General features: G+C 58.8%; 12 protein-coding genes. 8 read left to right on the plus strand and 4 right to left on the minus strand.

Going from position 1 to position 12,889, the window contains the following annotated elements:
- Positions 1-322 precede the first annotated feature (322 nt).
- The 4 genes from AC6I8P_RS21200 (at position 323) to AC6I8P_RS21215 (ending at position 5,036) form a co-directional block, all read left to right on the plus strand.
- Positions 323-538 carry a hypothetical protein gene (locus AC6I8P_RS21200; RefSeq protein ID WP_227746467.1) on the plus strand — a complete coding sequence of 72 codons (216 nt, stop codon included), beginning with the start codon at positions 323-325 and terminating at the stop codon, positions 536-538.
- A 656-nt stretch (positions 539-1,194) separates the two neighbouring features.
- Entirely contained in the window at positions 1,195-1,959 is a 765-nt protein-coding gene (locus tag AC6I8P_RS21205) for a prepilin peptidase (RefSeq protein ID WP_059012976.1), read from the plus strand.
- Between the two features lie 215 nt (positions 1,960-2,174).
- Positions 2,175-3,557 (plus strand): diaminobutyrate--2-oxoglutarate transaminase, encoded by a 1,383-nt coding sequence (locus tag AC6I8P_RS21210; protein WP_021509096.1) that lies wholly within the window; start codon positions 2,175-2,177, stop codon positions 3,555-3,557.
- A gap of 12 nt (positions 3,558-3,569) precedes the next feature.
- Positions 3,570-5,036, plus strand: a complete 1,467-nt coding sequence (locus AC6I8P_RS21215; protein WP_059012974.1) for a pyridoxal phosphate-dependent decarboxylase family protein — start codon at positions 3,570-3,572, stop codon at positions 5,034-5,036.
- Positions 5,037-5,119: 83 nt separating this feature from the next.
- On the opposite strand, the gene AC6I8P_RS21220 is transcribed toward AC6I8P_RS21215, so the two are convergent.
- On the minus strand, positions 5,120-5,512 hold the full coding sequence (locus AC6I8P_RS21220; protein ID WP_059012972.1) for a RidA family protein: 393 nt from the start codon (positions 5,510-5,512) through the stop codon (positions 5,120-5,122).
- A gap of 129 nt (positions 5,513-5,641) precedes the next feature.
- Between AC6I8P_RS21220 and AC6I8P_RS21225 the strand changes: the two genes are divergently transcribed.
- On the plus strand, positions 5,642-6,244 hold the full coding sequence (locus AC6I8P_RS21225; RefSeq protein ID WP_059012970.1) for a TetR/AcrR family transcriptional regulator: 603 nt from the start codon (positions 5,642-5,644) through the stop codon (positions 6,242-6,244).
- Here the strand turns inward: AC6I8P_RS21225 and AC6I8P_RS21230 are convergent.
- Positions 6,225-7,136 (minus strand): LysR substrate-binding domain-containing protein, encoded by a 912-nt coding sequence (locus AC6I8P_RS21230; protein WP_021509092.1) that lies wholly within the window; start codon positions 7,134-7,136, stop codon positions 6,225-6,227. The two genes, AC6I8P_RS21225 and AC6I8P_RS21230, sit on opposite strands and share 20 nt — an antisense overlap.
- 97 nt (positions 7,137-7,233) lie before the next feature.
- On the opposite strand from AC6I8P_RS21230, the gene AC6I8P_RS21235 reads away from it, so the two are divergent.
- A complete protein-coding gene (locus tag AC6I8P_RS21235) occupies positions 7,234-8,097 on the plus strand; it encodes an aldo/keto reductase family oxidoreductase (RefSeq protein ID WP_059011227.1) in 864 nt (287 codons plus the stop codon).
- A 14-nt stretch (positions 8,098-8,111) separates the two neighbouring features.
- Here AC6I8P_RS21235 and pdxR read toward each other — a convergent pair whose 3' ends face one another.
- On the minus strand, positions 8,112-9,605 hold the full coding sequence (gene pdxR, locus AC6I8P_RS21240; protein WP_195910919.1) for a MocR-like pyridoxine biosynthesis transcription factor PdxR: 1,494 nt from the start codon (positions 9,603-9,605) through the stop codon (positions 8,112-8,114).
- A gap of 109 nt (positions 9,606-9,714) precedes the next feature.
- Here pdxR and gabT point away from each other — a divergent pair, with 109 nt between their 5' ends.
- Together gabT and gabP are read left to right on the plus strand one after the other, a co-directional pair.
- Positions 9,715-10,968 (plus strand): 4-aminobutyrate--2-oxoglutarate transaminase, encoded by a 1,254-nt coding sequence (gene gabT, locus AC6I8P_RS21245; protein ID WP_059011229.1) that lies wholly within the window; start codon positions 9,715-9,717, stop codon positions 10,966-10,968.
- A gap of 104 nt (positions 10,969-11,072) precedes the next feature.
- Positions 11,073-12,470, plus strand: coding sequence for a GABA permease (gene gabP, locus AC6I8P_RS21250; protein WP_021509088.1), 1,398 nt, complete (start codon positions 11,073-11,075; stop codon positions 12,468-12,470).
- Positions 12,471-12,501: 31 nt separating this feature from the next.
- Here gabP and AC6I8P_RS21255 read toward each other — a convergent pair whose 3' ends face one another.
- Entirely contained in the window at positions 12,502-12,822 is a 321-nt protein-coding gene (locus AC6I8P_RS21255; RefSeq protein ID WP_058759124.1) for a hypothetical protein, read from the minus strand.
- Between the last annotated feature and the right edge of the window lie 67 nt (positions 12,823-12,889).

The raw sequence follows: 12,889 nt of genomic DNA on the forward strand, positions 1-12,889 counted from the left end.
TGTCATCTGCGCGCAATAAAACTTAAGCAGGTCTGTTTTATCGCTATAAGAAACCAAAATACGGGGGAAAACTTAACTGAACATTAAATGGCAAAGCGGCAAGCTGACTTTTTTACGTGATGTTGAAGATTGGTAGAAGATTGCGCGCCGGGGCCGGAAATCAGCATCGGATCAGACATCATGGGTCGGCTTGTCGACCCACGACAATTAAAATCGCCATTTTTCAATGGATTAACGAAGAGACTATACTGTTCTTAAGGTTATCCTAAGGTTGGCTGCTTATTCTTCCCTGGGATAGTGACGCCAGAGGCTGGACAGGAGAATGATGATGAGAACCGCGACTGACAGACTTTCACAGGCAGCACTACGCCGGCATCACATTGGCGTGAAAACAAAAGGATTGCGTTTCCGCGGTGAGCTGTATGTGTTTCGTTATAACGCCGGCCATTACGACGTCTTTCGCAACAGCGAATGGGTGATGTCGCTCGCCACCAGCAATGTGCTGGAAGCCATGCAGCAGTTCAAACAGAGCCAGTAAACTCGCTGACGCATTGATTGGATTATTATCTGTCTCCACTGGCGTATTGGTTAGAATGTTGCCAGCCTCAGCTGGCGCATCAATAGGATTTTTGCCTGTCTTAGCATCGATTAGGGCATTGCCTGCCCGTGAAATTCACGCATCCCTGCTTATATCTCTTCTGTTCTCTGGAACCCGCTCGTAAATCCTGCTGCAAATCGCTGCAACGCCGCTTTGCTGCTCGCCACGCCGTCTCCACCGGCGTATTGTGCCTCTCGCAAACCGGCCATGGTTGGCGACAGATCGCGGTGCGCATCAATGTGCACCCTGCGAAACCTGTAGGGTCGCCATTTATGGCGACCTGTCGCCAAACCGCACAGAACTGGTAGCGGCGCGATTTCGCGGTGCGCATAAATGCGTACCCTGTGAAACCTGTAGGGTCGCCATTTATGGCGACCTTTCGTCAAACCGCACAGAACTGGTAGCGGCGCGATTTATCGCGCAAACAGGTTACGCGGCACCTTTATGCCAACCTGTCGTGCAACCTGGCATAAAATCGCCCCGCTTACACCGGTACGCATAAATGCGTCCCCACGGCAACCGTGCCATGACCTGCACGGTCGCCATTAATGGCGTCAGAAAAACCCAACGCTGCATGGACAGCAGGAGAAAACCTCATGGAAATTGCCTACTGGTTGATCGGTACACTGCTGGCGCTATGTGTCGGTAGCTTTCTCAACGTGGTCATTTATCGCCTGCCGCAGCAGGTAATGAACCCGCAACCCGGCCTTACCCTGCTGCTGCCGCGCTCGCACTGTCCACACTGCCAGACCACGCTGCGCGCGATCGACATGCTGCCGCTGCTCAGCTGGCTGTTGTTACGCGGACGCTGTCGCTACTGCCACCACCCGGTGAGCCTGCGCTACCCGCTGACGGAGCTGCTCACCGCCGCGATCAGCCTGGCGCTGGCCTGGTTGCTGCCGCCCGATAGCCGCCTGCCTGCCGCCCTGCTGCTCGCCTGGATTCTGCTGGCGCTGACCCTCATCGACATTGAGCATCTGCTGTTGCCGGACGCTCTCACCCTTTCACTGCTGTGGCTTGGCCTGCTGTTCAAAGCGCTGCACTGGCTGCCCGGAACGCTGCATGACGCGGTGTTCGGCGCAGTTGCGGGATACAGCGCGCTGTGGCTAGTGGGTGGACTCTATCAGCTGATAAACAAGCGCCCCGGCCTCGGTGGCGGAGACGCCAAACTGCTGGCTGCGCTGGGTGCCTGGCTCGGCTGGGTGCTTTTACCCTTTGTGCTGTTACTGGCTTGCACAGGCGCAATTTTGTTTGTTCTGCTGGCCCGATTAGGCTGGCAACGCGAGCTGTATCACGTGCTGCCCTTTGGTCCGTGGCTGGCACTGGCGGGCATAAGTCTTTTTATTCACACGATTATTTAATCGCCTGTTCATATCGCGGCGCTAAAATAAGTGGCCAGTTTCTGTCCAACGTCCTGATTCCTATATGAAAAGAATAAACAATTCTAAACAAAATTAATCATTGTGATGTGCGTCAAAAGGCTCTATATTGGCCGCGTTTTTTGAGCCACTGATACTTTTTTGTTCAACTAGTCAATCGGCCAGCCTGTTCGAGCCCCGGTTGAAGGAGAGATATGATGACGGATAAAGTCCGTATTGATACTTTTGGTGCCAACTCATTCAACGGAAACAACGACGCATTCTTAGCCCGTCAGGCTGAGTTTGAATCAAACGTCAGGAGTTACCCGCGCAAGTTGCCTTTAGCGATTGCCAAAGCCAATGGCGTGTGGATTACGGATGTTGAAAACAAACAATATCTTGACTGTCTGGCTGGCGCAGGGACGCTGGCACTTGGTCATAACCATCCTGATGTTCTGCAGAGCATCCAAAATGTCATTACCAGCGGCTTGCCGTTACATACTCTTGATCTGACGACGCCTCTGAAAGATCAGTTCTCCGAATCTCTGCTCTCGCTGCTGCCAGGTCAGGGTAAAGAGTACTGCCTGCAGTTCACCGGTCCATCCGGTGCTGATGCCGTTGAAGCGGCGCTGAAGCTGGCGAAAAAAGTCACCGGCCGCAGCGGCGTAATCAGCTTCTCTGGCGGTTACCACGGGATGACGCACGGCGCGCTGTCCGTGACCGGCAACCTGTCGCCGAAAGAAGCGGTTGACGGCATGATGCCAGAAGTGCAGTTCATGCCTTACCCGCACCTGTACCGTTGCCCGCTGGGCCTCGGCGGCGAAGCTGGCGTGAAAGCCCTGACCTACTACTTCGAAAACCTGATCAACGACGTTGAAAGCGGCGTGCGTAAGCCTGCGGCCGTGATCCTCGAAGCGGTACAGGGTGAAGGCGGCGTGAACCCGGCGCCAGCTGAGTGGCTGCAGCGCATCCGCAAAGTGACCCAGGAACACGGCATTCTGCTGATCCTCGACGAAGTCCAGGCTGGCTTTGCCCGTACCGGTAAGTTCTTTGCCTTCGAACACGCGGGCATTGAGCCAGACATCATCGTGATGTCTAAAGCGGTGGGCGGCGGTCTGCCTCTGGCCGTGCTGGGTATCAAAAAGCAGTTTGACGCCTGGTCACCTGGCCACCACACCGGTACCTTCCGCGGCAACCAGCTGGCGATGGCAACCGGTCTGGCGACGCTGAAGATCCTGACCGAGCAGAACATCGCCGGCAAAGTGGCAGAACAGGGTGAATGGCTGAAAGCCCAGCTGAACGCGATGGCGAAACGCTTCCCGGTTATTGGTCACGTACGCGGCCTCGGGATGATGATCGGTATCGAAATCGTTAAGCCACACGAGCCAGCTGACCACATGGGCAGCTTCCCGGCCGACGGCGAACTCTCTGCACTGCTGCAGAAAAAATGCTTCGAAGCCGGTTTGATTCTGGAGCGTGGCGGTCGTCATGGTGCGGTACTGCGCCTGCTGCCATCACTGCTGATCAGCAACGAAGAGCTGGCCGTGTTCCTGGATAAATTTGAGCAGGCGCTGCTGGGCGCTGGCGTCAAACCTGTTTGACTGGAAGAGTAAATGTCTGAAGTAAACCCGATTCTGGCCGCCTCGGCCCCGAGCATTGAGGCGTACCAGCAGGCGATTGCCCAGAGCAGCGCCGCGGTTGTGCAGTGGCTGCAACAGCCTGAGATGTACCAGGGCAAAACGGTTGCCGAACTGCGCGAGCGTATCACGCTCGACTTCAATCCAAACGGCCTGGGCAACCAGGCCGCGATTGAACGTGCGATTGAATATTTCCTCAAAGACAGTCTGGCGGTGCACCATCCGCAGTGCGTTGCGCACCTGCACTGTCCGAGCCTGGTGGTAAGCCAGGCGGCTGAAGTGCTGATCAACGCCACTAACCAGAGCATGGATTCGTGGGATCAGAGCCCTTCTGCCACCATTATTGAAATCAAACTGATTGAGTGGCTGCGTGCGCAGGTTGGCTATCCGGCCGGTGATGCGGGCGTGTTCACCAGCGGCGGTACGCAGAGCAACCTGATGGGCCTGATGCTGGCACGTGACGCTTTCTATGCGCGTCAGGGCCATTCCGTGCAGCAGCACGGCATCACTGGCGATCTGCGTAAGATCAAAGTGCTGTGCTCAGAAAACGCCCACTTCTCCGTGCAGAAGAACATGGCGCTGCTGGGCCACGGCTATCAATCTGTGGTGCAGGTGAAATCGGATCAGTTCGCCCGTATGGACGTAAATGACCTGAAAGCCAAACTGGCACAGGCTGAAGCCAACGGCGAACAGATCCTGGCGATCGTCGCGACGGCAGGCACCACCGATGCCGGCGCCATCGATCCGCTGCGTGAAATCGCAGCCATCGCCGCTGAGCACAACATCTGGGTGCACGTGGATGCGGCCTGGGGCGGTGCGCTGCTGCTGTCTGAAAAGTATCGTCATTACCTGGATGGTCTGGAGCTGGTGGATTCCGTCACCCTCGACTTCCACAAACAATACTTCCAGACCATCAGTTGCGGCGCGTTCCTGCTGAAAGACGCGCGTCACTATGAGCTGATGCGTTATCAGGCGGCTTACCTGAACTCCGAGTTCGATGAAGAAGCTGGCGTGCCGAACCTGGTGTCCAAATCCCTGCAGACCACACGTCGTTTCGATGCGCTGAAACTGTGGATGGGTCTGGAAGCGCTGGGTCAGAAACAGTACGCCGCGATTATCGACCACGGCGTGAGCCTGGCACAGGACGTTGCGCAGTTCGTTGAATCTGAGCCACGTCTGGAGCTGGTAATGCAGCCACAGCTGGCCAGCGTGCTGTTCCGCTATCGTCCAGAACAGCTGAGCGACAGCGCGCAGATCGCCCTGTTCAACCAGCGTATCGGCGATGCGTTGCTGGAGTCTGGCCGCGCTAACGTCGGTGTGACCGAGCATGCAGGCGTGACCTGCCTGAAGCTAACGCTGCTGAACCCGACCGTCACGCTGGAAGACATCAAGCTGCTGCTGGCGCTGGTAGAAAAAACCGCTGATCAACTGCTGAGCGCCTGATTAGGCGTGAAGTGAACAAGCCGCTAACCGGCAACGGTTAGCGGCTTTTTTTATAGCTTAAAAACAGATCGCCGCACGCTGGCTCACTGCGGAATGCGCGCAATTACCTTGATTTCGAAATCATAACCCGCCAGCCAGTTGACGCCCACCGCCGTCCAGTTGGGATAAGGCTCATCGCCGAAGAAGCGCAGCCGGACTTCGTTCACCGTGGCGAACTGCGCTTCCGGATCGGTATGAAACGTAGTGACATCAACCACGTCATTAAAACTGCAACCGGCGGCCTTCAGCACCGCCGCGAGATTGGTGAACGCCTGATTAACCTGACGCGTAAAATCGGGCTCGGCGGTGCCATCATCACGGCTGCCCACCTGGCCGGAAACAAACAGCAGGTCGCCGGAGCGAATCGCCGCAGAGTATTTATTGATGTTGTACAACGCCTGACGGCCCGCTGGAAAAACAGCATCGCGTTTGTTCATAATCGTACTCCTGAAGATGAGAGAAGAAAGCGGGTTAGCTATGCCCGTTTTCGCTTTAACATACGCCGCGTATGTATTACTATGTTTTACATACGCGGCGTATGTCAATGCAAAATTTAAGGAACAGCGATGGCAGCCAGACGACGGGCAGACCAGGTGGAAGAGACACGCGGCAAACTGATTGCCGCTGCACGACGCGCGTTTGCGCAGAAGGGTTACAACGAAGCGTCGATGGATGACCTCACGGCAGCCGCCGGGCTGACGCGCGGTGCGCTGTACCATAATTTTGGCGACAAGAAAGGGTTATTGCAGGCGGTTATTGACCAGATCGATGGTGAGATTCTTGAGCAGATGCGCGCAGCCGGACAGCAGTATCACACTCGCTGGCACGCGTTTCTGGCGGAAGCCATTACCTATATCGAGATGTCGCTGGAGCCAGAAGTCCAGCGCATCATGCTGCTGGATGGCCCGGCGGTGCTGGGCGATCCGTCGCGCTGGCCTAATCAGACCGCCTGTCTGCGCACCACCGCCGCCATGCTGGCGGAGCTGATTGAGGAAGGTACAGTGAAACCGGTCGATACCGAAGCGGCGGCGCAACTGGTCAACGGCGCTGCGCTCAATGCCGCGCTGTGGATTGCCGCTGCCGATGAGCCGGTCGCGGCACTGCCGCGTGCGGTGCAGGCCTTCCGGCTGCTAGTTTCCGGGCTGCTGGTCAACCCGGCGTCGCATTGAGTTCACGTATCCAGCTGAGAAACGCCTGCAGCGGTGCCGGGATCAGCCGGCGATCATTGTAATACAGCCACAGGCCGGGAAAGCTGAGCCACCAGTCGGCAAGAATCGGTTGCAGACTGCCGTTGGCCAGCGCCGGCTTCAGCCAGTCCTCAAACAGGTAGACCACGCCGGCACCGGCGATGGCCGTTGACACCGTCAGCTCCATCGCCGCACCTATGCTGCAAATCAGCGGCCCCTGCGGCTGTAGCGTGATGCGTTCCGCGCCGCGGCTGAACTCCCATTCGGCCGTCACCCCGGTGGCATAACGACCATACAGACAGCGATGCTGCATCAGGTCGCGCGGATGCTGCGGCGTACCGTAAGCCGCCAGATAGGCCGGAGCCGCGGCTGCGGCAAAGCGCTGCACGCGCGGACCAATCGGCAGCGCCACCATATCCTGCTCCAGATGATCGTCGTAACGGATACCGGCATCGCAGCTGTCGCGAAAAATGTCCTGCACATTACTCTCCGCCACAATCTCCAGCCGGATGTCGGGATAGCGCTGCAAAAATCCCGGCACAATCGCCGGTAATACCAGCCGCGCCGCGCTGACCGGCACGTTCAGCCGCAGCGTGCCGCCCGGCGTGTCACGGAACGTGTTCAGGGCATCCAGCGCCGCATCCACTTCGTTCATGGCGGGTAGCAGCCGTGACATCAGCGCCCGGCCCGCTTCGGTAAGCACCACCGTTCGCGTGGTGCGATTAAACAGCCGAACGCCCAGTTGCTGTTCGGCGCGCCGCACCGCATCACTCAAACGCGACGGATTGCTGCCGCTCATGCGTGCCGCCTCGCGAAACCCGCCAGCTTTTGCCACCGCCACTACCGCATGCAGCAACGCCATATCCAGCGCCATTGTGCGTCACTCCGTACAGTCTGTCCTGATTTACACGGATAGTCGCACAGCACCGTTGTGATTACAATTTAAACACTATCCGATGAAGGAGGTTTACATGTCACAGGCTACAACTACTTATACGCTGGGCGACCGTCAGGTTGCCCGTCTCGGCTACGGTGCCATGCAGCTGGCCGGTCCCGGCGTATTTGGCCCGCCGAAAGATGAAGCCCGCGCGCTACAGGTGCTGCGCGATGCCGTGGCTGCCGGTGTGAATCACATCGACACCAGTGATTTTTACGGGCCGCACATCACCAATCAGCTAATCAAAAAAGCGCTCTATCCTTACCCCAGCGATCTGCTGCTGGTGACCAAAGTGGGTGCCCGACGTGATGCCAAAGGCGGCTGGCTGCCCGCCAGCACGCCGGAGGAGCTGACGCAGGCGGTTGAAGACAACCTGCGCAATCTGGGGCTCGACGTGCTGGAGGTAGTCAATTTACGCTCGATGCTGAGCGTTCATGGGCCAGCAGAAGGATCGCTGGAGCCGCAAATCGAGGCGATGATTAAGTTGCAACAACGTGGCCTGATTCGGCACATTGGCCTGAGCAACGTGACCGCCAGTCAGGTGGCGCAGGCACAGCAGATGACGCCGATTGCCTGCGTACAGAATCTGTATAACCTCGCCAATCGTCAGGATGAGGCGCTGATCGACCAGCTGGCCGCACAGGGCATTCCCTACGTGCCGTTCTTTCCGCTCGGCGGTTTTTCGCCACTGCAGTCGGAACAGCTCAGCGCGGTGGCCAGCACGCTCAACGCCAGTACGCTGCAGGTGGCGCTCGCCTGGCTGTTGCAGCGCTCAGACAACATTCTGCTGATTCCCGGCACCTCCTCGCCGCAGCATCTGCAGCAAAATCTGGCCAGCGCGGCGCTGACGCTTAGCCCGGAGGTGATTGCACAACTGGACAGCATTGGCCGGGCGTAAGGCACACGCCGGGGCTATCCCCGCCCGGCGATGCCCGCTTCTATCAGGCAGGCTTTGAGCACACCAAACGCATCCTGGCACTGGCGCTCATCCACGCAGGCGTAACCGAGCAGCAGACCGCGTCGCTCCTGCGGATGCATATAGTATTGCGACAGCGGCCGCACCTTCACGCCGCGTCGCAACGCCAGCGCGGCAATCGCCACATCGTCACAGCCCGGGGGCAGATTCAGCACCAGATGCAGCCCTGCTTCATGATTGACCACCGGCATGAATGCCGCGCCCAGGTAGCGCTCAAACAGCGTCATCATAAAGCGCCGGCGCTGACTGTAGAGTTTGCGCATGCGCCGGATGTGCGTCATGTAGTGGCCTTTCTGGATGAATTCCGCCAGCGCGCGCTGCACCAGCAGATGGCCGCCGCGATAGAGTTCGGCCGCCGCCACGCGCAGCGGCTGCGCCAGCGCTTTCGGCACCACCAGATAGCCGAGACGCAGTGCGGGATAGAGCGTTTTACTGAAGGTGCCCATGTAGATCACTGGCGCATCTGGCTCAAAGCCCTGCAACGACGGAAATGGCTGGCCGGCAAAGCGAAATTCGCTGTCATAGTCATCTTCCACCAGCCAGCTTTTGTGTTTGCGCGCCAGGTCGAGCAGCTGTCTGCGCCGCTCCAGACTGAGATGCACACCCAGCGGATACTGGTGTGACGGTGTCACAAAAATCATCTTCGGCGCTTTGCTGCGCGGTGCCAGCTCCGGGATAATGCCCTGTTCATCCACCGCTTTGGCCTGAATTTTTAGCCCGTTAATGCGTAACAGGTTGCGTGTGCCCCAGTAGCCTGGCTCCTCGATCCACACCGGATCTCCCGCGTCGCACAGCACGCGCGTCACCAGATCCACCGCCTGATGAATGCCTTCGGTAATGATGATTTGATCGGCGTCGGCACGCACCGAGCGCGCTACGCTGAGATACTCAGCCAGCGCCTGGCGCAGCTGCGGGCAGCCGCCGTTGCTGCTGTAAATCAGCCGCTCGATGTCAGGTTCGCGATTCAGCCGCGACTGAATCTGGCTAAACAACTTATGTGGAAACTCACGCACATCCGGCGCGCCGGGCACAAACGCACCCCACTGATAAGGCGAGGCATTGGCGTGACCGAGCAGCGTGGCGCCGCGTTTTGAAATCGCCGCCGGTTTACTCATCAGGGGTTCACTGAGCGGCAGCGCCGGCGTGCTGTTGAGGCTCCCTTCCGGCAGGTTTTCTGCAATCCAGGTGCCGCTGCCGGTGCGCGCGCTGACATATCCCTGCGCGACCAGATTTTCATAGACGTTGAGCACCGTATTACGCGACACCGCCAGCTCGCGCGCTAAATCACGCGTCGCCGGCAGGCGTGAGCCGCGCGGGAAAATGCCCTCTACAATTGCCGCCTGCATGCAGTGCAGCAGGCGCTGCTGCAGCGTGCCTTCCGCGACAAACTGTAGTCGTTCCAATACATGATCGGCGTACAAACTCCGCAATTGGCTCCATCCTTCTCAGTGAAATTGGCTCTGGCAACCGCGCTCAGTGCAGGCATAAATAAGCGTGTTTGTCGTGATTTGTAAAGACGCTTATCGCTAAGGAAAGGTTATGGAAGGTAAAAACAGCCAGTTGCAACAACGCAAAGATGACGCGCTGCCGCGCGGCACCGGTAATCTTTGTCAGTGGTATGTCGATCAGGCCGAAAACGCCACGCTGCGTGACGTTGAGGGCAATAGCTGGATTGATTTTGCTGGCGGCATCGCGGTGCTCAACACCGGCCACCGTCATCCGCGTATCGTGCAGGCCATTGCCGATCAGTTAGCAAAATTCACCCATACCGCATTCCAGGTCACGCCGTATGAGAGCTATGTGGCGCTGGCGGAACGCATCAATCAGCGGGTGCCAATTGCCGGTAAAGCCAAAACCGCCTTTTTCACCACCGGCGCTGAAGCGGTAGAGAATGCGGTTAAAGTGGCGCGCGCCGCTACCCGTCGTCACGGCATCATCACCTTCGGTAACGCCTTTCACGGCCGTACTTTCATGACCATGGCGATGACTGGCAAAGTGGCCCCTTACAAGCGCGATTTTGGCCCGATGCCGGCCTCGGTGTTTCACGCCCGCTACCCTAACGCGGTCACCGGCATCAGCGTTGAGGACGCTATCGCCAGCCTGCACGACCTGTTCAGCCACGACATCGCGCCGCAGGATGTGGCCGCCATCGTACTGGAACCGGTGCAGGGTGAAGGCGGTTTCCACATCGCGCCGGCAGAGTTTCTTACGCAGCTGCGCGCGCTGGCCGATGAGCACGGCATTCTGCTGATTGCCGATGAGGTACAGAGCGGATTTGCCCGCACCGGCAAGCTGTTCGCCATGGAACACTACAGCGTGCAGCCCGATCTTATCACCATGGCGAAAAGCCTGGCGGGCGGCATGCCGCTGTCGGCGGTGAGCGGTCGCGCCGACATTATGGATGCGCCCGGTCCGGGCGGGCTGGGCGGTACTTACGCCGGCAATCCGCTGTCGATTGCCGCCGCGCATGCGGTGCTGGATGTCATCGACGAAGAACAGCTGTGCCAGCGCGCCAGCGACCTGGGCGCGACGCTGAGCGAACTGCTGCACCGCGCGCGCCACGCTAACGCGTCGATTACCGACGTGCGTGCTCTGGGCTCAATGGTAGCCGTGGAGTTTGCCAGCGCGCAGCAGGCGCAGGCGCTGCAGCAACAGGCGATGGCGCGCGGCCTGCTGCTGCTGACCTGTGGCCCGCAGGGCAACGTGATCCGCTTCCTCTATCCGCTCACCATTCCGGATGCCCAGTTCCGTCAGGCGCTGGATATTCTCGACAGCCTGCTCAGCCAGCCTTAGCGTTCCACCCATTGTCCGATCGCTTGCCTGCCGCGCGCAGGCAAGTTTCACCTGCATAACAGGCGGGGTCTGCCCCGCCTGAGAGACGATCTGGAGAGATATTGATGACTGCTCAGAATGCCGATGTACTGGCACAAAGCCTGAAACCCCGCCACGTGCGCATGCTGTCGATTGCCGGTGTGATTGGTGCCGGGCTGTTCGTCGGTTCCGGCCATGCGATTGCCGAAGCCGGACCGGCGGTGCTGCTGGCCTATATCGCCGCCGGCGCGCTGGTGGTGCTGATTATGCGCATGCTGGCGGAGATGGCGGTCGCCTCACCGGACTCCGGTTCCTTCTCCACTTACGCCGACAAGTCTCTTGGCCGCTGGGCTGGGTTTACCATCGGCTGGCTTTACTGGTGGTTCTGGGTACTGGTGATCCCGCTGGAGGCCAACGCCGCCGGCACCATTCTGCACGGCTGGTTCCCGCAGGTGGCGGTGTGGGAATACACGCTGGCGATCACCAGTTTTCTGACCATCAGCAACCTGTTCAGCGTGAAAAACTACGGTGAGTTTGAGTTCTGGTTCGCGCTGCTGAAAGTGGTGGCTATCGTCGCCTTTCTTTGTGCCGGCAGCCTGGCGCTGTTTGGCCTGTTGCCCGGCAGCAGCACGCAGGGTATTTCACATCTGTACGACACTCACGGCTTCATGCCTAACGGTATCAGTGCCGTGCTCGCCGCCATTCTTACCACCATGTTCTCTTTCATGGGCACGGAAATCGTCACCATTGCCGCCGCCGAATCTAACGAACCGCGCAAGCAAATCACCCACGCCACCAACTCGGTGATCTGGCGTATCGCGCTGTTTTATCTGCTGTCGATCTTTCTGGTGGTGGCGCTGGTGCCGTGGAATACGCCGTCGCTGATGAAAGCCGGGTCTTACCAGACGGCGATGGAGATGATGAACGTGCCGTATGCCCGGCAGATTGTCGATGTGGTGGTGCTGATCGCGGTATGCAGCTGTCTCAATTCTGCGCTTTACACCGCGTCGCGCATGCTCTATTCCCTGTCGCGTCGTCAGGATGCGCCAGCGGCGGCCTCGCGCACCACGCGCAGCGGCACGCCATGGGTCGCAGTGCTGATGTCTACCGCCGCAGCATTTCTGGCGGTGATCGCCAACTATCTGGCGCCGAGCGCGGTGTTTGAGTTCCTGCTGGCCAGCTCCGGCGCCATTGCGCTGCTGGTTTATCTGGTCATTGCCGCTTCGCATCTGGTGCTGCGGAAAAAGCGCGAGGCGCGCGGCGAGCAGCTCAGCTATCGCATGTGGCTGTTCCCGGGTCTGACGTGGGCCACCATGGTGTTCATTGTTGGCGTACTGACGTCAATGCTGTTCAATGCGCAGCATCGTTCCGAAATTATCGCCACCGGCCTGTTAACGCTGCTGGTGCTGGTCGCCAGCCAGATTGTGCACCGCAAGCGCGCGGCGCGTAAAAACAGCGAGGAGATGGTAGCGCTGCGTTCGTAACGCTCGCCATGACGGGCACGGAAGCCCGCCGTTACTGCACATCAATACTGATCGACTCATCCGCCACGTTAATCGTCACGGTGCAGTGCGTCCACACCGGCTGCCCTTCAGTCATCTCATGTTCGATAAAGTATTGCTGAAAGTCTTTCAGCGCGGCACTGAGATCGCCAATCGCGCGCGCGTCCGGCTCGAACCAGTCCGGTTCGCCGTTTTCATCAAGGTAGTTAAACTGAAACTGCCCGCCCTCCTCATCGGCAAACAGCTCCGCCTGCACCACCAGCACCTGCGCGCCGTCGGGGCCACAGCTAAAAATGATCTGGCCAATGCGGCGATAAAGGTCTTCGTATTGCATAGTGAGAACTCCTGTAAGATGCGGGACGCGCGACAGCGCCGCGGCGGCATTCATCTTAGCCAATGTC

The organism is gamma proteobacterium symbiont of Lampromicra miyakona, from assembly GCF_059730895.1.